The organism is Blastomonas sp. (assembly GCF_046294995.1).
In the GTDB taxonomy this organism is placed as follows: domain Bacteria; phylum Pseudomonadota; class Alphaproteobacteria; order Sphingomonadales; family Sphingomonadaceae; genus Blastomonas.
The window spans coordinates 134,968-153,543 of record NZ_JBKBOG010000001.1; the positions used below are offsets into that span (position 1 = coordinate 134,968).

The following is an 18,576-nucleotide window of genomic DNA, read 5'->3' on the forward strand; positions in this document are numbered from 1 at the left end:
CGGAAGCCATGGAAAATTTTACCCCTTCACCGGGACCGGCGGGTCGTTGTCGGCGACCTCGGTCAGTGAGCCGCCCATTCTCTCGCACTCTCCGGCCTCGGTGAACTTCCACGCATTGCCCTGATAATCGACCGACGACGTGCCGGCGCAATTCGTGCCGGGGCCGGCGGCGCAATCGTTCTGCTTGGCAAGCGCGATGCCGTAGCATTTCTCCTGCGCCGCAAGCTCGGTCGCGGCCTTGCCGATGGCCTCGGCGCTCGTCTCTTCAGGCGCAGCCGGCGTGTCCGACGAACACGCGGTCAGCGATGCGGCGGCGATCAGCGCCGAGGCGACTGCGCAAAGGGAAGGATGTTGGGACATAAGGCGATGTTCCTGCTGGCCGGATGACGCGTCTATCGCTGACATAGCCTGCACGAATCGTCAAACCTTTGCCCCCTCAGCGCAAAGTCGCTAGAGCGCGCCCCCATGACCCAAGCTGCCCCCAGATTCGCCTTTTCGATCCACGCCCGCGACGGAAAGGCGCGGACCGGCGAAATCGCCATGCAGCGTGGTACCATCCGCACGCCAGCCTTCATGCCGGTGGGCACAGCCGCGACGGTCAAGGGGATGAAGCCTGAGACCGTGCGTGCGCTGGGCGCCGATATCCTGCTGGGCAACACCTATCACCTCATGCTGCGGCCGGGGGCTGAGCGCGTTGCCCGGCTGGGCGGACTGCACAGCTTCATGGACTGGCCGCACCCGATCCTGACCGACAGCGGCGGCTATCAGGTGATGAGCCTTACGGCGCTGACCAAGACCACGGAGGAGGGCGTCGCGTTTCGCAGCCATCTCGATGGTTCGCGGCACATGCTCAGCCCCGAACGGTCGATGGAGATTCAGCGGTTGCTGGGGTCGGACATCGTCATGGCGTTCGACGAACTGGTCCCCACGACCACGACTCGCGAGGTCCAGGCGGCCGCAATGGAACGCTCGATGCGCTGGGCGCGCCGCTCGCGCGACGGGTTCGACAGCGGCGCCGAGCATGCGGGCCGCGCCGCGCTGTTCGGCATCCAGCAGGGTTCGCTCGATGAAGGTTTGCGCCGCCAGTCGGCCGATGCTCTGCGCGATATCGGCTTTGATGGCTATGCGATCGGCGGGCTCGCGGTGGGCGAGGGGCAGCAGGCGATGTTCGAGGTGCTCGATTATGCGCCAGGCCAGCTGCCCGACGACCGCCCGCGCTATCTGATGGGGGTGGGCAAGCCCGACGACATCGTCGGTGCGGTCGAGCGCGGCGTCGATATGTTCGACTGCGTGCTGCCGACGCGATCGGGCCGCAACGGGCAGGCGTTCACCTGGGACGGGCCGGTCAACATCCGCAACGCCAAGCACGCCGAAGACCTCGCGCCGCTCGATGCGGCCTGCGGTTGTACCGCCTGCTCGCGCTTCAGCCGGGCGTATCTGCACCATCTGGTCAAATCGGGCGAGATGCTCGGCGCGATGCTGATGACCGAGCACAATCTGCGCTTTTATCAGGACCTGATGGCGGCGCTGCGCAGCGCGATCGGCGAACAGCGGCTGGCGGCATTCGGTCAGGATTTCCGTGCCCGCTATTACGCGCGCGGCACCTGAGCTAGCGCTTGGTCGGCACGAACACCGACACCACGATGGCAATGCTCTCGAACGCGGTGTCGCGGACCAGCGGCGCGCGCAACTGACGCGCCAGCCCGGTCATCACCCGGTCGATGCCATCGGCCAGCATCTCCTCCAGCTGCGGGTTGGGGCCAAGTGCAGGCGATGCGATGCGCAGCGTCATCCTGGCCGGATCGTCCGGCAACCGTGCAGCCGAGATGCGCACAGGTGCTTCGGGACGCGTCAGGTGGATCAGCTCCAGGATTTCGGTGAGCAGGAAGGCGATCGGGACGCCGACGTCCTGGCTGACGTGAAGATTGTCGATGTCGACCATGATGTCGGGGCTGTCGCCCGAATTGTTGCCTGCATGTTCGAAGCTTCCCGCCAATTCGCCGACCAGCGCGCGCAGATTGATGCCTTCGTTGTGCTCGGTCCCGGCGAAATGGTTGCGATGCACCACCGCGAGCGCATCGACCCGCCGCTGGATCTTGCCATAAGCGAGCTTGGCCTGATCGGAATCGGCGGTGCGCGCGTGCAGGTTTATCAGGCTCGCGATGATCTGCAGGTTGTTCTTGACCCGGTGATGGACCTCGCGCGTGAGCAGAATCTGCTGCTTGAGGCCTTCGTCGAGTGCGTCGCGGTCGACGGAAACCTTATGGGCCAGCGCGACGAAGCCTTGGTCCAGCTCCTGAATTTCGCTGGCGTTGAAGGCGGTGCGCACCATCGGAGCCAGCCGCTCGCCGGCATCGTACTGGCGGATCTTGCGCTGGAGCTGGGTCAACGGGGCGATGAGCATGAAATTGACCACCAGCCAGCCGATCACCGCCGCTGCGAGCAGGGTGATGAATGGGATGATCTGGGCGAGAAATTCAGGCGGCGTCTGCTTGGGACGCACGAAGCGCAGATCGAGGTTGAGACCGGCGATGTCGCTTTGGGCGGTCATCACCGCATTCAGCCTGCGTTGCCAGTTGTCCGGGATGCCGGTCAGCGCCAGGGTCGCCGAGGGTCCGCGCAACTCGAACTGCGACAGCGGTACATCATCGACCGGATCTGCCAGCATGAACAGGCTGCTGGCGGGATAGAAGGCCACCGCGTGCGCCACTGATACTCGGCCACGCACCGCAAAGATGGCGCCATTGGCCTGCGGGACGATATTCGCGGTGCGGGTTGCCGGATCGGTACCGGCTTCGCGCAGCGCATTGGGAACCGCGCCGATCTGACAGGCCGGGGCCTCGCCGGTGGCAGCAAACAGCAGGGCGGAAAAGCGCGTCTGTTGCGCGCCGAGCTGCTCGCGCAGGTTGAGGCAGATTCGCGCCGGGTCTTCGCCCACTGCTATCTGCGACGCCGCAGAGCCCAGCAGCGCCAGATCGTTCTGCACCGCCGCATTGAGCCGCAATGCCGCATCGTCGACATTCTTCTGCAAAAGGCGGTTGCGTTCCTCGCTTGCCGTTTCGGCAAGGCTGCGATTGGCAATCACCGAACCCAGCGCCAGAGGCAGCAAGGCGACGGCCAGGATCAGAAACAGTCGGGTGCCGATCGACAAACGCGCCAGCGGTGTAAAAAGGGGGAAGGTCGCCCGATTGATGCTGGGCATTATTTGAGCTGCTTGAGCAAATCCAGAAAATCGTCCGGAATGTCTTCTTCAAGCGTGCGCTGATACACGGTCTTGAGCGCATCACCGATAAGGTGGGTCTTGCCATCCTCTCGGCTATCGTCTCCGCCATCGGCGCGAGAAGCGTCCTGCTCGGACGCAGCAGCTGCGTCTCCAGCGGCCTCACCCGCCGCGTCGGAACTTCCGTTCCGGGCTACGAGATGCGACCGGCCCTGCTCGGCGGGCTGATCACCGTCAGACTTTTCGTCAGTATCACGATGCACAAGCATCCCATCCCGCCAGTTGAATTTCCGTCCCGAAATGGGGCTTAGCAAGTCGCCTTATGGCTGCCAACCCCGCAAAATTTTGCAGGAAGGCGCATAAACGTCTCAAAGGAGGAAACAAACTGCGGAGCAGATTGTTCCTTGTCCGAGGCTCTGTTTATTGTCTTTCGAAAACCGGTATCACCCAGTTAACGCCACGACGCCCGTAGCGTTCCTGTGGACATGATTTTGACACCGGTCATGAAAGGCCATAAACGTGAGGCAGATCCGTTGAAGGAGTTTCTATACATGTCCCTGGGCCAGACGCTCGCACCCCATCTTCCACTGTTGCGGCGTTACAGCCGGGCGCTTGCCGGCGATCAGCATCATGGCGATGCCTATGTGAAGGCAACCTTGCAGGCAATCATCGCCGCACCCGACCAGTTCCCGACCGACGTGGATGCGCGTCTGGGGCTCTACCGGGTGTTCCAGGTCATCTGGAGCTCGACCCACGACAACCGTCACGAATCCGATAGCTTCGATGCCTATCCCGACGCTGACGACGATGCCCGCCGCGTGCTTGCCGAACAGCGGCTGGGCCGCATTCCGCCGCTGTCGCGACAGGCCTTGCTGCTGACCGCGATGGAAGGGTTCTCCAATGCCGACACCGCCTATCTGATGGGCCTCGATGACCGTACGGTATCGGGTCTGGTCAGCGAGGCGCTCAGCGAGATCGACAGCCAGATCAAGGCCAAGGTGCTGATCATCGAGGACGAACCTATCATCGCGATGGATATCGAGACGATCGTGCGCGATCTGGGCCATGACGTGACCGGCATCGCCGTCACCCGCGACGAAGCGGTGGAGCAGGCGCGGCTGCACAAACCCGGGCTGGTGCTCGCCGACATCCAGCTGGCCGACGACAGCTCGGGCATCGATGCGGTTGCCGACATCCTGCGCGAAATCGAGGTTCCGGTCATCTTCATCACCGCATTCCCCGAACGCCTGCTGACCGGTGAGCGCCCCGAACCTGCCTTCCTGATCACCAAGCCGTTCCACCGCAACACGGTCCGCGCAGCGATCAGCCAAGCGCTGTTCTTCTTTGACGCTGAAACGGTCGGATAATCACCGCCAGAGCCACCGACAAGATCGTGAACCAGTAAAAAAGCGGGTCGTTGGTCCGCTTTTTTATTGCTCCGGCCTGGGTGGCTTTAATAATCGCTACGGACGAGTGCCACATTCTGTTAACGCGCCTCGGCAACAAAAAAAGGCGGGCTGCAAGGCCCGCCTTTTTCGTGATGCGTTGGGTTGTGAAACCGATCAGCGCGAATAGAATTCGACGACCAGATTGGGTTCCATCTTCACCGGATAAGGCACTTCATCCAGCGTCGGAATGCGGGTGAAGGTGATCTTGTCGGTGCCGTCGGGCGCGACGTAATCGGGGATGTCGCGCTCGGCCAGGCTCTGCGCTTCGATGACCAGCGCCATTTCCTGCGCCTTGCTGCCCAGCGACACGACGTCGCCCGGCTTGACCTTGCGCGATGCGATGTTGCACTTCACGCCGTTGACGCGGATGTGGCCGTGGCTGACGATCTGGCGTGCCGAGAAGATGGTCGGCGCGAACTTGGCGCGATACACGACCATGTCGAGGCGCTGTTCCAGCAGACCGATGAGGTTCTGGCTGGTATCGCCCTTCATGCGGCTGGCTTCGGTGTAGTTCTTCTTGAACTGCTTTTCGGTGATTTCGCCGTAATAGCCCTTGAGCTTCTGCTTGGCGCGCAGCTGCAGACCGAAGTCCGAAACCTTGCTCTTGCGACGCTGGCCGTGCTGGCCGGGACCATATTCGCGCTTGTTGACGGGAGACTTGGGGCGGCCCCAAATGTTCTCGCCCATGCGGCGATCGAGCTTGTACTTTGAACTATTGCGTTTGGACACGCGTGTTTCTCCAATTTGCTGCCTGTTGATCAGGCGGGTCCAGCCGAACAGTGGCTGGATTTCAGTCCCGGGTTCGCTCCATGGTGCCGAACATGCACCGTGCGGCCGCTGCTTCACCGGGGGTGCAGGGCCAATTGCGAAGCGCGGCCTATGGCGACATGGGGGCAAAGAGTCAACCCGCCGCTCACCGCCTCGACATGCCCGATCCGGGCGATTATGCGGGATGCATGTCAGACACCATCAAATCGCCCGAAGACTGCATGACCATGACCGACGTCCGCGCGGGCGTCGATGCGCTGGACCGCGAACTCGTCGCGCTGCTCGCCACGCGCTTCGGCTATATGCGCGCCGCTGCCCGGATCAAGCCCGAACGCGGCATGGTCCGGGATGAAGCGCGCAAGGCGCAGGTCATCGCCCAGGCCAAGGCCGCCGCTTTCGAGGCCGGCGTGCCCGTCGGGCTGGTCGCCGACTTCTGGGAGCGGCTGGTCGAAGCGTCGATCGCGTACGAGGGCGAGCACTGGGAGCTGCTGCGGCGGTAGGGGTTGGTTGTTTCCGATAAATGCCGGTCCCCTGCGAAGGCAGGGGCCCATCACCGGACGGTGCGGATCATTCCAACCGGTGTATCTGAGGAAAGAGCAGGAGATGGGCCCCTGCCTTCGCAGGGGACCGGCTGAAGGATAGAGCCTAGTTCGTCACTCTTCGCCTCTCCCTCGATGGGAGAGGCAGCGAGACTTGGCAGCTCGCTGCCTTAGTCGTAGCGGTGAGGGTGATGGTGCGGCTGGGTACTCGTGGCGCGTCAGGGAACGTTCGCGCAATCTGGAGAGATCACCCCCACCCAACCCTCCCCCATCGAGGGGGAGGGCTTTTGAGTGTCACTCCACGGGCTTGCGCTTTTCCTTGGCCAGCGTGCTGAGCACTCCGCGGAAGGTGCGGACCTCGTTGCTGTTCCATTGCGGCTTGGTCAGCAGGTTGCGCAGGGTGCGCCGAGTCATCGAGGCGCGGCCTTCGGGGAAGAAATAGTTCTTGGCTTCCAGCATGGAGCACAACTGCTCGAACATGCCGTCCAGCTCTTCCATCGGCGCGGGCGGATCGAGCTCGACCTCGGTGGGCGAGGACACCGCATCGCCGCCGCCGGTCTTCGACCATTCATACGCCACCAGGATCACCGCCTGGGCGAGGTTGAGCGATCCGAACTGCGGGTTGATCGGCACGGTGAGGATTGCCTGCGCGATCGCGACGTCCTCGGTCTCGAGCCCCGACCGCTCAGGCCCGAACAGGATCGCGCTGCGCCCCGGTGCGGTGACGATCTGGCTGGCGGCGAGCGCAGGCGTCACGACCGGCTTGGTGACGCCGCGCTTGCGCACCGTGGTGGCATAGACATGGTTGCAGTCGGCCACCGCGTCGGCGACCGTCTCATACACCTGCGCCTGCTCCAGCACGATATCGGCGCCCGAGGCCGCCGGGCCTGCGCTGGGGTTGGGCCAGCCATCGCGCGGGGCCACCAGCCGCATTTCGGTCAGCCCGAAGTTGAGCATCGCGCGCGCCGCCTTGCCGATGTTCTCGCCCAGTTGCGGGCGAACCAGGATGATGATGGGCTTGGCCAGATCGCTGGCGGAGGAAGCAGGGGCGGTCTTCAGGTTGCGCGCCGCCTTGCTCTTGCCCAGCAGCATCTTGCGCGCGCGTTCGGAAAGCGCGCCATAGTCCTGCCGGACCAGCGCCTCCTTCTTGGCGCGGCTCCAGCCCTTGATCTGCCGGTCGACCGCCAGCGCATTGTCGGCGGTGGCGAAATCCTCGCTCCACACCAGATCGACCGGCTGGCGCGATTTGGTATAGCCGGGGACGGCGCCTGCCTGATGCGCGGCAACCTCGGCGTCCAGATTCTCGCCATGGCCGACGAAATACGATCCATCGCCGCAGCGTAGCATATAGGTGAAATAGGGCATCAGGCGGCGTTCCCGCCCCCGCCAACGTCTTTGACGGTACTGGCGAATTCCTCGAAGTCCTTGGCTTCGCTGAAGTCACGGTACACGCTGGCGAAGCGGATATAAGCCACGCTGTCGAGCAGGCGCAGCCCGTCCATCACCATCTCGCCGATGTCGCGCGAACGCACCTCGTTCTCGCCCGAGGTTTCGATCTGCCGCTGGATGCCCGAGACCAGCTGGTCGATCCGCTCCTGGTCGATCCCGCGCTTGCGGCAGGCGACGGTCACCGATTTTTCGATCTTGGCGCGGTTGAACGGTTCGCGCCGGTTCTCGCTCTTGACCACCATGATGTCGCGCAGCTGGATTCGCTCGAACGTGGTGAAGCGTGCGCCGCAGCTTTCGCACTGGCGGCGACGACGGATAGCCGCCCCGTCTTCGGTGGGGCGGCTATCCTTGACCTGGCTGTTTTCGTGCGCGCAAAACGGGCATCTCATCGTCTAGTCGATACGCTCAGGGACGCAGGCGCTTGTAGAGCATATAGCCTGCGCCGGCGGCCAGACCGATCGGCCAGCTGACCACGGGCAGCAGTGCCCCGGCCACCGCGCCGATCGCGCCTGCGGTGAGCACCGGCTTGGTCGAAGGGTGCGCCATGCCCTGCTTGGCCATGCCCACGATTTCCTCGCGCGCGTCGCCGATCAGGTCGCCGGTATTCTTGGGCCCGTTATTTGGATCGTCAGGATTTTGCATGGTTCATAGCTCCGGGTAGATGGGGAACCGGTCGCAAAGGGCTTCGACACGCACGCGCACCGCAGCCTCGACTTCCGGATCGCCATGTTCGCCCTTTTGACGCAGGCCGTCCAGTACGTCGGCGATCATGTCACCGATTTCCCGGAACTCCGCGACGCCAAAGCCGCGCGTGGTGCCCGCAGGCGATCCGACGCGGATGCCGCTGGTCTTGGTCGGCGGCAGCGGATCGAACGGGATGCCGTTCTTGTTGCAGGTGATGCCGGCACGCTCGAGCGCCTCGTCGGCATCCTTGCCGGTGACGCCCAGCGGACGCAGATCGACCAAGGCAACGTGCGTGTCGGTGCCGCCAGCGACGAGGTCTGCACCGCGCTCCTTGAGCCGGCTCGCCAGCGCCTTGGCGTTGTCGATCACCGCGCGCGAATAGCTCTTGAACTCAGGCGTCAGCGCTTCGCCGAACGCGACCGCCTTGGCAGCGATGACATGCATCAGCGGGCCGCCCTGAAGCCCCGGGAACACGGCAGAGTTGAACTTCTTGGCCAGCGCCTCGTCATTGGTCAGGATCATGCCGCCGCGCGGACCGCGCAAGGTCTTGTGCGTGGTGGTGGTGGCGACATGCGCGTGCGGGAAGGGCGAGGGGTGCACGCCGGCTGCAACGAGCCCTGCAAAGTGCGCCATGTCGACCTGGAAGTACGCGCCCACTTCATCGGCGATTTCGCGGAACTTCGCGAAATCGATGTGGCGCGGATAGGCCGAGCCGCCCGCGAAGATCAGCTTGGGCTTGTGCTCGAGCGCGAGGCGGCGGACCTCGTCATAATCGATCAGGTGCGTGTCGGGGGTGACGCCATACTGGACGGCGTTGAACCACTTGCCCGACATCGCGGGCCGTGCGCCGTGCGTCAGGTGACCGCCGGCGTCGAGCGACATGCCCAGGATCGTATCGCCCGGCTTGATCAGCGCGAGCAGCACCGCGCCGTTGGCCTGCGCACCCGAATGCGGCTGGACGTTGGCATAGGCGCAATCGAACAGCTTGCAGGCGCGATCGATGGCGAGCTTTTCGACATCGTCCGAAGGCTCGCAGCCCTGGTAATAGCGCTTGCCGGGATAGCCCTCGGCGTACTTGTTGGTGAACACCGACCCTTGCGCCTCGAGCACCGCCTTGGAGACGATGTTTTCCGATGCGATCAGCTCGATCTGTTTCTTTTCGCGGCGCACTTCCTTGGCGATGGCGGCGGCCACGGCGGGATCGGTGACGGCAAGGCCTTCGCTGAAAAAGCCGGAAGATCGGATTTCGTTGGTCGCGGTGTTGGTGGACATGACAGGCTCCATCAGGGACTTGAATTGAGGGTGTATCAGGCCGGGGTCAGCTTGGCGACGCGGCGTTCGTGGCGGCCACCCTCGAACGGGGTGGCAAGGAACGTCGCGAGGCAATCCTTGGCGGTGTCGATCCCGATCAGCCGCGCGCCCATCGCGATGACATTGGCGTTGTTGTGCTGGCGCGACAGGCTGGCGGACAAATGATCGGACACCAAGGCACAGCGGCAGCCCGGATTGCGGTTGACCGCGATCGAGACGCCGATTCCCGATCCGCACAAGGCAACACCGAATTGCGCATCGCCCGCAGCGACGTGATCGGCGAGCTTGAAGCCGTAATCGGGATAATCGACGCTGTCGGTCGTGTCAGGCCCCAGATCGGTGACGGTGTGGCCCTGCTCGGTGAGCCATGCGGCGAGTTCTGCCTTCAGGCCGATGGCGGCATGATCGGAGGCAAGGGCGATCGTGTACGAAGAAGTGGTCATCGGGCGGTGCGATCCATCGATGTTGGCACAAGCGGGTCGATTCCCGCGTCGCGCGCTATCTAGGCGAGCGTGCGGCACGATGCCACCAGTGATTGTGGTCGGGTGGCAGTTTTATGACGGGGGTGGCGGGCAGAGCATCGGCGCGAATATACCCGCCTCTCCCTTGATGGGAGAGGCAGCGAGACTTGGCAGCTTGCTGCCCTAGTCGCAGCGGTGAGGGTGATGGCGCGGCTGGACGCTGAGGGCGCAGGTCAGCACCACTGCACAGTCCGGAGAGATCACCCCCACCCAACCCTCCCCCATCAAGGGGGAGGGCTTAAAAGTCAAAACAGCCCAGGCACCTCGCGCTGCGCGGGCGTCGGTGCGTCGGGCACCAGCAGCTCGCGGTCGGCGGTGATCATGCCGCCTTGCGATTGTCCGGTGAGCGCGCCCGAGGAACCGCTCTGTGCCACCGCGGTGCAGCTGCGCCCGGCGAGGAAATCGAGCGCGCCGCGGATCGAGGCTTCCTGCGGATCGCCCAGCGGGCGGGTCAGATCGTCCGCCGCCTGGCAGGTGACGTCTAGCGTGCTGGCGAGGCCGTTGAAATAATCGCCTTGCCCGCGCGCGTTCACCGTGCGGAAGGCGACGACACGGACGCGGTCGTCGCACGCGCTGCGATCGATCGCGATCTGCCCCACCGGCTTGCCGAAGGTGTTGGTTCCAATCAGCGCCAGGTTGCGGTCGTAATAGGGCGCAAGGCCGTTGATCACGAATTCGCTGGCCGATGCCGTCTCGCCGGTGCCGATGAATGCGATCCTGACCGGGCTGACCGACTCGGCGCGGGGATTGAAGAACGTGTTTTCGTCGCGCGCGGATTTCGACGGGCGGTAGCGCACCGACGCATACAGCTCGCTGGTGCGCCGGTTGCCGCCGAGCAGGTCGCCCAGCAGCTCGGCGGTGGAAACCAGCCCGCCGCCATTGTAGCGAAAATCGATGATGAACTCGGTGATCCCCGCCGCGCGGAAGCTGCGGAAGGCATCGCGCAAGGGCGTATCCGCCGCCGAGATGAAGGTGCGCAGGTTGAGATAGCCGATCTGGCGGCCACCATCCTGGATGATCCGCGCACCGTATCGGCTGGAAACTGCGGGCAGGTCGAAATCGGCCTTGGTCACGCTGACCTCGCGCGATACTCCATTGCGCGAGACGTGCAGCAGCCGGGTGGTGCCTGCGCTACTGGGGCCGAGCGCGTTGCTGATCCCGGCAGAGCCCTCCGCCGCGATGATGTCGCTCACGCTGCGCAGATTGCCGGCGCTCGTGCCGATCGCGAGAATTTCGTCGCCGCGGTCGATCCCGGCAGCCAGGCCCGGTGCGCCCTCGAACGCCTCGCTGATCAGCACCCTGCGTCCCGGCCCGTCGATCGCGAGACGAACCCCGATTCCTGCGGTCGATCCGCTGGTGTTGAAGGCGTTTTCCTCGGCGATCGAGGTGATGAAGGTGAAGAAGCGGTCCTTGCCCTGCGCCCGCGCCGTGGCGGTGAGCGCATCGATATAGCCCTGCACCGTGGTGAAGCTGGCCGGATTGGCGCTGGTCGCCAGCAGCTCGGGGAACAGATACCATTCGTCGAGCACGTCGCGCGCAAAGGCCTGGCGGTTGGCCAGCGAGCAGGTGCCGGTGGGTGCGGGGGTCGGCGCAGGGGCGGTTGCGGTCGGTGCCGGGCTGGGCGAGGACGAACCGCCCCCGCCGCCTCCGCACGCGGTCAGCAGCAGCGAGGAACTGGCCAGCAGGCCGATGAAATGACGCATGAATTTTCTGCCCAGGCGGTCCGGAGTTGCCGCGATCCTATGCGCATCCCCGGTTTCAGGCGACAGGTTTTTGGCCATCCCGCTTGGCCAGCGCGATATTCTCGGCGCGGATGCGGATGAACAGGATGCCGAAATTGAGCAGCGTCCAGGCGGCAGCGATCATCACATGCCCGAAGATCAGCGGAATGGTCAGGATTTCCAGCGTCACCACCCAGTAATTGGGGTGCCGGACAAAGCGGTACGGCCCGCCGCTGATCCGCGGGAAATCGGGCGAGCTGATGATCCGGGTGGTCCAGTACGGTCCCAGCGTCGCCAGCACCCACAGCCGCGCCATCTGCAACAGCGCAAAGACGATCAGCAGCGGCCACAGCATCGGCGCTTGCGGCGAGGTGCTCAGCCACAAGGCGGCCAGAAAGCTCGCATGGATGCCGACCATCACCGGGTAATGCGACCGCCCATGCTCTCTCGCGCCGCGCGCCAGCAGCGCCTTGGTGTTACGCTGGGCATAGACCAATTCGAGCAGGCGCTGCGCGGTGAGCACCGCCAGCACCACCCACGCCGCAGGCCAGCCGGGGTGCCAGACAAATGGCGCAAGCTGCGCGATGCCCATCATCGGTGCAGCACGCCCATCGCGCCGGTAAAGCCGGGGCCCAGAGCTGTCAGGAGCAATGGCCCGCTCCCGCCTTTCGCCAGGATGCGCTCGAGCACGAAATGCACCGTGGGCGAGGACATGTTGCCATGATCGGCGAGGACCGCGCGGGTCGCTTCGAGGCCATCGGGCAGGTCGTCAAAATAGGCCTCGAGCGCATCGATCACCTTGCGCCCGCCGGGATGGCATGCCGGTTCGGTGAGCGCCGCCTTGGTGAGGCCCGCGCTCTGAAGAAAGCCGTCGACAACCGGCGCGAACTCGCTCGCCACAAAAGCGGGCAGGTCGCGCGAGAGGATCAGCCCCAGCCCCAGGGCGTCGACATCCCAGCCCATCATCGCGCGGCTGCCCGGCCAGGTGTGCTGCGCAAAGCGGCCGAGTGCGGGGCCGTCGCCATCGCCGGACAGCACGATCGCGCTCGCCCCGTCGGCAAACAGGGTGGAGGCGATGATCGCCTTTTTGGTCAGGTCGCCGAAGCGGAACGCGAGCGAGCACAGTTCCAGCGTCAGCAGCAACACCCGCCGCGCAGGGTCGGCACGCACCAGATCGCCCGCCACCTGCAGCCCGAGCACCCCGCCCGCGCAGCCATAGCCGAACAACGGCAGGCAGGTGACATCGGCGAGGAACCCCATGGGTGCAAGCATCTGGCTGGGAAGCGAAGGCGTGGCGATGCCGGTGGAGGACACGCAGACAATGGCGTCGATCTGATCTGGGGCGAGGCCGGCTTTGGCGAGTGCTGTAGTCGCTACATCCTCGAGCAACTGCTGCCCGGCGGCAAGATACAACGCGTTGCGCTCAGGAAAATCGGCCGGGCCCAGATAATTCTCGGGCGGCTGGACGATCGCGCGGCTGTTCACGCCGGTGCTGTCATAGATCGCCGCAATGCGCGGCGGCAGGCCCTTGGGAAGCGCGCTGGCGACGAAATCGCGCACCTCATGCTGGGTGATGGCGAAGGGCGGCACTGCGGTGGCAATGGACTGGATGCGGGGGAGCATCGGGCACAGGTGGCTACGGCCTGCGGGCTTGGCAAGCGAATTGATCCGCCGCGCTGGAATCATGCTTGGCATCGCCGCTGCAAATTGCTTTAGGCTCGCGCCAACTTAATGTTGTGCCGCCGCCGGACCCGCGCCCCTTGCAGCGGGTGCGCCAGCAGGCCACATGCCCAGTTCGCATTTCATCAGAAAGTCCGTGCCATGACCAACACCGTCCAGACCCGCATGCTGATCCTGGGCTCGGGCCCCGCCGGGCTCTCCGCCGCGATCTATGGCGCGCGCGCAGGCCTCAAGCCCATCGTCGTGCAGGGGCTGCAGCCCGGCGGTCAGCTGACGATAACCACCGATGTCGAGAATTATCCCGGCTTCCGCGATGTCGTCCAGGGCCCCTGGCTGATGCAGGAGATGCAGGCGCAGGCCGAGCATGTCGGCACCACGATGATCTACGACACCATCGTCTCGGTCGATCTGTCGCGCCGCCCGTTCCGGCTGACCGGCGATGGCGGCACGGTGTACGAGGCCGAAACCCTGGTCATCGCCACCGGCGCGCAGGCCAAATGGCTGGGCGTTCCGGGCGAGCAGGAACTGGGCGGCAAGGGCGTCTCGGCGTGCGCGACCTGCGACGGCTTCTTCTATCGCGGCAAGACCGTCGCGGTGATCGGCGGCGGCAACACCGCGGTCGAAGAGGCGCTCTACCTCACCAACCATTCGGACAACGTGACCCTGATCCACCGCCGCGATTCACTGCGCGCGGAGAAGATCCTGCAGGAGCGGCTGTTCGCCAACCCCAAGATCAGCGTGCTGTGGAACAAGGGCGTCGAACGCTTTGTCGGCGGCGGCCAGCCGCATGGCCTCGTCGGCATCGACCTCAAGGACACGGTGACCGGCGAGGCCTCGCACCTCGCGGTCGACGGCGGCTTCGTCGCCATCGGCCACGCGCCTGCGACCGAGCTGTTCAAGGGCCACCTGCCGCTCGACCGTGACGGCTATATCGAGGTGACCCCGGGCACGCCGTTCACATCCGTCCCCGGCGTGTTCGCCTGCGGCGACGTGATGGACAAGGTCTACCGTCAGGCGGTGACTGCGGCCGGCACCGGCTGCATGGCGGCGCTGGATGTCGAGCGGTTCCTGGCCGAAGCGGACTTCGAGGCGATTGCGGCTGAATGATCCGAGCCACCCACGGCCGTCATTCCCGCGAACGCGGGAATCCCGCTTTTGCGCGACCGTCGAGTAGAAGCGGGACCCCCGCCTTCGCGGGGGTGACGATAGTGGGTGGATGGCGATAAATCGGCGGAACGTCGCCGGTTGCAACTGCCATGCACGCCTTAGTCTTCTTTCTTCGCCACAGCACGAGCCTCTTGCATGAGCTGCAGAAGCTCCTGCTCCTCAGACTTTTCGCCACCGGACGCCAGGCGAACTGCGGCTTCCTGATATTGAATGGCTTCGTCCAGACCGGCCACATCGCCTTTTGCGTGGGAAGCCATCCAGCTGGCAAACAGCGATTTTGCCAAGAGTGGCGCGGCATCGACACGGCCACCCCGGTACGCCGCTTTCCACAGTTCGGTCGCTCTCACCTGGCTTTGCGCAATGCCATCGCCTTTCCAGTAAATCTGGCCGAGCACGAATTGAGCATTGGCTTGGCCCTGTTCGGCAGCACGCTCGTACCAATGGCGGGCCTGCACGATGTCGCGCGCAACGCCGGAACCTTTCAGATAGAGATTTCCCAAGTCGGTTTGTGCGTCCGGATTTCCCAGTTCCGCGCCTTGTCTGCAGAGCGCCACCCCCATAGCTTCGTCTTTCGGCACTCCCCGACCGTCAAGATAGAGGTTACGCGCGGCGCACATCGACTTGGGGTATCCTTGTTGAGCAGCCTGCAGATAGAGTGCAGCGGCACGGGCGAAATCGGGTGAACCGATCACACCGTTTTCGGCGCAGACAGCCAAGTTATGCAGAGCGTCAGATCGCGATGTCGATGCTTTGGCGAACCATCCGCAAGCTGCAACGTCATCGCGAAGCTCTGCGGGCCCGAACGGTCCGAGCAGCTCCCCCAACATTTCCTGTGCGTCAGAGCGGCCATCTGCAGCCAGTGTTTCAAGGTCTGCCCTTCCGCCGGCCTCACCCTTCAACCAGCGGCGCGCAGCAGCGCCGACATCGTCACCTACAGCGGCAGGCTCATTTGCGACCGCAGTTATCGTATCCCCGGAAAAAGCGAGTGCCGCTGGTGTTGCGAGTGCCACTCCAAAGCTGCCAACAAAACTTGCAAACGCAACACTGCGAATCAGCATTTGGAACCCCCTGTTGGCCACCCTTTGCGCCACCATAGATCAAGAGAAGTCGCCTTCAATGTTTGGGATATAGGCCCGGCAGGCAGCGTTTGGCCTTACTTGTCCAGCCGTTTTCCGGCGAACGCCGGAATCCAGGGCAGCTATAGTGCAACCTGACCCCTGGGCTCCGGCTTTCGCCGGAGAACGGTTGCTAATCGAGCGCCTCCAAGATCCGCTCCCTCAGCCACGTTTTGTCGCCAGCGCTCGCGAAGCTGTGCGAGCCGCTGTCGAGGCGGGCCATCGTGATGTGGGTATTGGCCCGCGCGGCAGTGAAAGTCTCGCTGTCCCAGTGTTCGAGGAACCACATCGCGGTGCGGTCGTGCTCGGCGACCAGCAACCTCGTCGGCAGCGGCATGTCCGCGAGCGCCTGGCCCAGACGCGCCGCCAGTCCGGTGGCCTCGGTCTTCGCGGTTGCCTGCCTGAGGCCGCGCATCAGCTTGCCGAGGTCGACCCCGCCGCTCGCCAGCCGCCACAGTTCGCGCGGGTCTTTGAGTTTGGCGAGATAGCGGCTGCGGATCGCGCCTGCGGTCATCGTGGTGGCCGCGTCACCCTCGTCGGCCTCGGTCTCCAGGGTCCACATATTGGCGAGGATCAGCGCGTCGATCCCTGCCGCGGGGCCGTAAAGCGCAAGTGCGCTCGCCGCGTCGCAATTGCCGAACGCCACCAGCCGGGTGAGCGATGGCAGCCGCGCCCGCATCGCCTGAACGGCGGCGGTTATGTCGTCGGCGCTGGATTCAAAGCCGGCGTTTTCGCCGCTGCTGTCACCGACGCCGCGCCGGTCGTAGCGCACCACCGGGTGCCCAGCTGCCGCCACCGCCGCTGCCAGCGCGGCCATGCCGGCATGCGCGCCCGAGCGGATTTCGTTGCCGCCGCTGACGATCAGCAGACCGGTGGTGCCATCCGCACCATCCAGCGTCGCAGCACACGTATCGCCCGCGCAAGGGAAAGAGAAATGCTGTCTCATCCGCGCATCCATGCGGCGATGTCCGCTGCCATCGCTGATGCCATCGCCGGATCATGCGCGGGTTCGGCACGCAGCCACAATGGCGCGCCGGCGATGCGGCCGTCGGCGGCGAGCGGATCATCGGCAAAGCGCACCAGCCGGATCGCGCCGCCCTCGGAAGGCGAGGCGGCGTCGAGTTCGCGGATCATGCAGGGCGACAGACTGTTGCCCGCCAGTTCGATGCCCTGGCTGCGCGCGGTGTCCAGCAGCGCCTCGCTGCTGCTGGCGACCCCCGCCTCGCGATCGCTGGCGATGCGGGTGCGCAGCATGGTGCGGAGCAGTTGGCCGCCCTTGACCGGGGCCAGCCGCCAACGGGGAAGGTCGCCCAAGGCGTCGTCGAGCAAGGCTCCACCGCGCAGCGACACAACATGACTGACCGGGCCAAGTTGCTCGGCGCAGGTGACCAGCGCCGCCTGCCACAGGCTGATGCTGGCATTGTCCAGTGGGGTGAGACTCTCGTTGCAGCCGGGCAGATCGGGCAACAAGCTGGCGATGCCAAGCTCAGCAAACCCCTGCGCGCACTCCACCATCAGATGGCGCACGCGGTTGGCCTCGTCGAACAGCGGCGGAAGGATCAGCAGCCTGGAGCCGCTCTCAGGCCCGAAGCGCAGGCACAGTTCGTCGTTGCCGTCGAACCGATAGCTCGCGTTCATTTTAGGATCATTGGGCGATCTTCGCCCGCGCGAAATCGACGAGGTTGCCGAAATTCTCGAACAGTTCGCCGTCGACCTCGTCATCCTCGATCAGGATGTCGAGCCGGTCCTCCATCTCGGTGAGCAGGCCCGCGACCGCCATCGAATCGAGCTCGGGCAGCGCGCCGAACAGCTCGGTATCGCGGTCGAAACCCGAAACCTGCTCTTCCGACAGGCCCAATATGTCGCGCAAAACGTTGCGGACCACGCGTTCGACGGCGTCGTTTTGACCGTTGGTCTGGCCGTTGGTCTGGATGTCGCTCACATGTCCCTCGCTGGTCGTGCAACCTGCGGCTCCCCCTGCCGCTGGTGTGCGGCCTTAGTCCTTCGCAAATCGCGCGGCAAGTCCCGCCATGCGGCGGCGTGCCATATAGGGCCAGGCGAGCGGCGCCTTGGGCCACAGCATTTCAAGGCGATAGCGGGGGCGGACGTCTTCCATCCAGTCGCGCTTGTAGGCGTCGCTGCCGGTGCCGAAATCGACCAGATCGACATGATCGGTATCGATGACATGGGCGAACAGGGCGTGGGTCAGCAGCGTGCCGGGCGAGGCCTGGATGTGGCGCTCGTCATGCGCGAGCTTGTGGATATAGGCGGTGCCGTTCTCGACCGTCCAGAACTGCGCCGCGACCGCTTGCCCGTCGATACTGGCGATCCCCATCCGCAACCGTCCGGCCTCGGCCTCGCGCGCGGCGAGCCAGCGCAGGAAGCCGGGGTTGCCCTCTTCGGGCTTCCAGCTGCGCGCATAGATAGTCTCGTAATCGATCCAGCTGCCCGCGTTGAACGTCGGCTCGATGCGCAGATCGACCACGCCCTTGTTGCCCTTGCGCTTGACGGTGGAGCGCAGCTGGCCGGGGCGGCTGGCCCAGTATTCGTCGAAGCTGCGCCCGCCGAGATTCAGCACGTGATTCTCGTCGCAGGGCGTTCGGGTCACCAGCCACCCTGCGTGGGCAAAGGCCTCGGCGATCAGGCTGGCGGAGCCGTCCTCGTCGGGGACGGGCGCGACGATGATGCGGTGTGTTTCCTTGGGCAGCTGGCGCGCGACGCGGTCGATCAGCATGCGCTTGGCGTTCGCATCGGGATCGCCGCCGAACACCGGGCGCCAGATGAAGCTGTACCAGTTGGCCATCGCCAGCATGCCGGCGCGGCCGTTGCCGATCAGATACAGCTTCACCGCCTCGCCATCCTCGGCAGCATAGGCGATATGCGGCGCCTGCGATGCTAGGCAATGGCGGTGCAGGCCATCGAACCACAAGGCGCGGTCGAACAGTCCCACGCG

At 64.9% G+C, this 18,576-nt stretch carries 21 protein-coding genes; 4 read left to right on the top strand and 17 right to left on the bottom strand.

Features of this window, described 5'->3' with window-relative positions; translation table 11 throughout:
* Positions 1-18: 18 nt before the first annotated feature.
* On the bottom strand, positions 19-360 hold the full coding sequence (locus ACK4R0_RS00620; protein ID WP_409668692.1) for a DUF2282 domain-containing protein: 342 nt from the start codon (positions 358-360) through the stop codon (positions 19-21).
* 105 nt (positions 361-465) lie between these two features.
* Between ACK4R0_RS00620 and tgt the strand changes: the two genes are divergently transcribed.
* Positions 466-1,608 carry a tRNA guanosine(34) transglycosylase Tgt gene (gene tgt / locus ACK4R0_RS00625; protein WP_409668695.1) on the top strand — a complete coding sequence of 381 codons (1,143 nt, stop codon included), beginning with the start codon at positions 466-468 and terminating at the stop codon, positions 1,606-1,608.
* 1 nt (position 1,609) lies between these two features.
* Here tgt and ACK4R0_RS00630 read toward each other — a convergent pair whose 3' ends face one another.
* Entirely contained in the window at positions 1,610-3,202 is a 1,593-nt protein-coding gene (locus ACK4R0_RS00630; protein WP_409668697.1) for a sensor histidine kinase, read from the bottom strand.
* Positions 3,202-3,489, bottom strand: a complete 288-nt coding sequence (locus tag ACK4R0_RS00635) for a NepR family anti-sigma factor (RefSeq protein ID WP_409668700.1) — start codon at positions 3,487-3,489, stop codon at positions 3,202-3,204. The genes ACK4R0_RS00630 and ACK4R0_RS00635 overlap by 1 nt, the downstream gene beginning before the upstream one ends.
* A 282-nt stretch (positions 3,490-3,771) precedes the next feature.
* On the opposite strand from ACK4R0_RS00635, the gene ACK4R0_RS00640 reads away from it, so the two are divergent.
* A complete protein-coding gene (locus ACK4R0_RS00640; protein ID WP_409668703.1) occupies positions 3,772-4,587 on the top strand; it encodes a response regulator in 816 nt (271 codons plus the stop codon).
* A 195-nt stretch (positions 4,588-4,782) separates the two neighbouring features.
* Here ACK4R0_RS00640 and rpsD read toward each other — a convergent pair whose 3' ends face one another.
* Positions 4,783-5,397, bottom strand: coding sequence for a 30S ribosomal protein S4 (rpsD, locus tag ACK4R0_RS00645; RefSeq protein WP_409668706.1), 615 nt, complete (start codon positions 5,395-5,397; stop codon positions 4,783-4,785).
* A gap of 227 nt (positions 5,398-5,624) precedes the next feature.
* Between rpsD and ACK4R0_RS00650 the strand changes: the two genes are divergently transcribed.
* Positions 5,625-5,936 (top strand): chorismate mutase, encoded by a 312-nt coding sequence (locus ACK4R0_RS00650; RefSeq protein WP_409668709.1) that lies wholly within the window; start codon positions 5,625-5,627, stop codon positions 5,934-5,936.
* Positions 5,937-6,269: 333 nt separating this feature from the next.
* Here ACK4R0_RS00650 and ACK4R0_RS00655 read toward each other — a convergent pair whose 3' ends face one another.
* The 8 genes from ACK4R0_RS00655 to ACK4R0_RS00690 form a co-directional block, all read right to left on the bottom strand.
* Positions 6,270-7,340 (bottom strand): TrmH family RNA methyltransferase, encoded by a 1,071-nt coding sequence (locus tag ACK4R0_RS00655; RefSeq protein ID WP_409668712.1) that lies wholly within the window; start codon positions 7,338-7,340, stop codon positions 6,270-6,272.
* Positions 7,340-7,813: a transcriptional regulator NrdR gene (gene nrdR / locus ACK4R0_RS00660; RefSeq protein WP_409668715.1), complete on the bottom strand. Its 474-nt coding sequence runs from the start codon at positions 7,811-7,813 to the stop codon at positions 7,340-7,342. Before nrdR ends, ACK4R0_RS00655 begins: the two co-directional genes overlap by 1 nt.
* Positions 7,814-7,829: 16 nt before the next feature.
* On the bottom strand, positions 7,830-8,066 hold the full coding sequence (locus tag ACK4R0_RS00665) for a hypothetical protein (protein WP_409668717.1): 237 nt from the start codon (positions 8,064-8,066) through the stop codon (positions 7,830-7,832).
* 3 nt (positions 8,067-8,069) lie between these two features.
* Positions 8,070-9,380: a serine hydroxymethyltransferase gene (gene glyA, locus ACK4R0_RS00670; protein WP_409668720.1), complete on the bottom strand. Its 1,311-nt coding sequence runs from the start codon at positions 9,378-9,380 to the stop codon at positions 8,070-8,072.
* Between the two features lie 35 nt (positions 9,381-9,415).
* Positions 9,416-9,862, bottom strand: a complete 447-nt coding sequence (rpiB, locus tag ACK4R0_RS00675) for a ribose 5-phosphate isomerase B (RefSeq protein ID WP_409668723.1) — start codon at positions 9,860-9,862, stop codon at positions 9,416-9,418.
* A gap of 323 nt (positions 9,863-10,185) precedes the next feature.
* Positions 10,186-11,643, bottom strand: a complete 1,458-nt coding sequence (locus ACK4R0_RS00680; protein ID WP_409668726.1) for a S41 family peptidase — start codon at positions 11,641-11,643, stop codon at positions 10,186-10,188.
* A gap of 55 nt (positions 11,644-11,698) precedes the next feature.
* Positions 11,699-12,256, bottom strand: coding sequence for an isoprenylcysteine carboxyl methyltransferase family protein (locus ACK4R0_RS00685; protein WP_409668728.1), 558 nt, complete (start codon positions 12,254-12,256; stop codon positions 11,699-11,701).
* The gene (locus tag ACK4R0_RS00690; RefSeq protein ID WP_409668731.1) at positions 12,253-13,356 is read right to left on the bottom strand and encodes a type III polyketide synthase; all 1,104 of its coding nucleotides are present in this window, start codon (positions 13,354-13,356) and stop codon (positions 12,253-12,255) included. Before ACK4R0_RS00690 ends, ACK4R0_RS00685 begins: the two co-directional genes overlap by 4 nt.
* 126 nt (positions 13,357-13,482) lie before the next feature.
* Here ACK4R0_RS00690 and trxB point away from each other — a divergent pair, with 126 nt between their 5' ends.
* Positions 13,483-14,448 carry a thioredoxin-disulfide reductase gene (trxB, locus tag ACK4R0_RS00695; RefSeq protein ID WP_409668733.1) on the top strand — a complete coding sequence of 322 codons (966 nt, stop codon included), beginning with the start codon at positions 13,483-13,485 and terminating at the stop codon, positions 14,446-14,448.
* A gap of 158 nt (positions 14,449-14,606) precedes the next feature.
* Here trxB and ACK4R0_RS00700 read toward each other — a convergent pair whose 3' ends face one another.
* The 5 genes from ACK4R0_RS00700 to ACK4R0_RS00720 form a co-directional block, all read right to left on the bottom strand.
* The gene (locus tag ACK4R0_RS00700; RefSeq protein ID WP_409668736.1) at positions 14,607-15,566 is read right to left on the bottom strand and encodes a tetratricopeptide repeat protein; all 960 of its coding nucleotides are present in this window, start codon (positions 15,564-15,566) and stop codon (positions 14,607-14,609) included.
* 190 nt (positions 15,567-15,756) lie between these two features.
* The gene (locus ACK4R0_RS00705) at positions 15,757-16,569 is read right to left on the bottom strand and encodes a hydrolase 1, exosortase A system-associated (RefSeq protein ID WP_409668739.1); all 813 of its coding nucleotides are present in this window, start codon (positions 16,567-16,569) and stop codon (positions 15,757-15,759) included.
* Positions 16,566-17,261, bottom strand: coding sequence for a hypothetical protein (locus ACK4R0_RS00710; RefSeq protein ID WP_409668742.1), 696 nt, complete (start codon positions 17,259-17,261; stop codon positions 16,566-16,568). Before ACK4R0_RS00710 ends, ACK4R0_RS00705 begins: the two co-directional genes overlap by 4 nt.
* Positions 17,262-17,268: 7 nt before the next feature.
* Positions 17,269-17,556, bottom strand: a complete 288-nt coding sequence (locus tag ACK4R0_RS00715) for an acyl carrier protein (protein ID WP_409670842.1) — start codon at positions 17,554-17,556, stop codon at positions 17,269-17,271.
* Positions 17,557-17,619: 63 nt separating this feature from the next.
* Entirely contained in the window at positions 17,620-18,573 is a 954-nt protein-coding gene (locus ACK4R0_RS00720; RefSeq protein ID WP_409668744.1) for a GNAT family N-acetyltransferase, read from the bottom strand.
* Positions 18,574-18,576: the final 3 nt, after the last annotated feature.

Excerpts from the sequence above, each read along its gene's own strand:
- ACK4R0_RS00620 (WP_409668692.1), bottom strand. The coding sequence starts at position 360 with ATGTCCCAACATCCTTCCCTTTGCGCAGTCGCCTCGGCGCTGATCGCC.
- tgt (WP_409668695.1), top strand. The coding sequence starts at position 466 with ATGACCCAAGCTGCCCCCAGATTCGCCTTTTCGATCCACGCCCGCGAC.
- ACK4R0_RS00630 (WP_409668697.1), bottom strand. The coding sequence starts at position 3,202 with ATGCCCAGCATCAATCGGGCGACCTTCCCCCTTTTTACACCGCTGGCG.
- ACK4R0_RS00635 (WP_409668700.1), bottom strand. The coding sequence starts at position 3,489 with ATGCTTGTGCATCGTGATACTGACGAAAAGTCTGACGGTGATCAGCCC.
- ACK4R0_RS00640 (WP_409668703.1), top strand. The coding sequence starts at position 3,772 with ATGTCCCTGGGCCAGACGCTCGCACCCCATCTTCCACTGTTGCGGCGT.
- ACK4R0_RS00650 (WP_409668709.1), top strand. The coding sequence starts at position 5,625 with ATGTCAGACACCATCAAATCGCCCGAAGACTGCATGACCATGACCGAC.
- ACK4R0_RS00655 (WP_409668712.1), bottom strand. The coding sequence starts at position 7,340 with ATGCCCTATTTCACCTATATGCTACGCTGCGGCGATGGATCGTATTTC.
- nrdR (WP_409668715.1), bottom strand. The coding sequence starts at position 7,813 with ATGAGATGCCCGTTTTGCGCGCACGAAAACAGCCAGGTCAAGGATAGC.
- ACK4R0_RS00665 (WP_409668717.1), bottom strand. The coding sequence starts at position 8,066 with ATGCAAAATCCTGACGATCCAAATAACGGGCCCAAGAATACCGGCGAC.
- glyA (WP_409668720.1), bottom strand. The coding sequence starts at position 9,380 with ATGTCCACCAACACCGCGACCAACGAAATCCGATCTTCCGGCTTTTTC.
- rpiB (WP_409668723.1), bottom strand. The coding sequence starts at position 9,862 with ATGACCACTTCTTCGTACACGATCGCCCTTGCCTCCGATCATGCCGCC.
- ACK4R0_RS00680 (WP_409668726.1), bottom strand. The coding sequence starts at position 11,643 with ATGCGTCATTTCATCGGCCTGCTGGCCAGTTCCTCGCTGCTGCTGACC.
- ACK4R0_RS00685 (WP_409668728.1), bottom strand. The coding sequence starts at position 12,256 with ATGATGGGCATCGCGCAGCTTGCGCCATTTGTCTGGCACCCCGGCTGG.
- ACK4R0_RS00690 (WP_409668731.1), bottom strand. The coding sequence starts at position 13,356 with ATGCCAAGCATGATTCCAGCGCGGCGGATCAATTCGCTTGCCAAGCCC.
- trxB (WP_409668733.1), top strand. The coding sequence starts at position 13,483 with ATGACCAACACCGTCCAGACCCGCATGCTGATCCTGGGCTCGGGCCCC.
- ACK4R0_RS00700 (WP_409668736.1), bottom strand. The coding sequence starts at position 15,566 with ATGCTGATTCGCAGTGTTGCGTTTGCAAGTTTTGTTGGCAGCTTTGGA.
- ACK4R0_RS00705 (WP_409668739.1), bottom strand. The coding sequence starts at position 16,569 with ATGAGACAGCATTTCTCTTTCCCTTGCGCGGGCGATACGTGTGCTGCG.
- ACK4R0_RS00710 (WP_409668742.1), bottom strand. The coding sequence starts at position 17,261 with ATGAACGCGAGCTATCGGTTCGACGGCAACGACGAACTGTGCCTGCGC.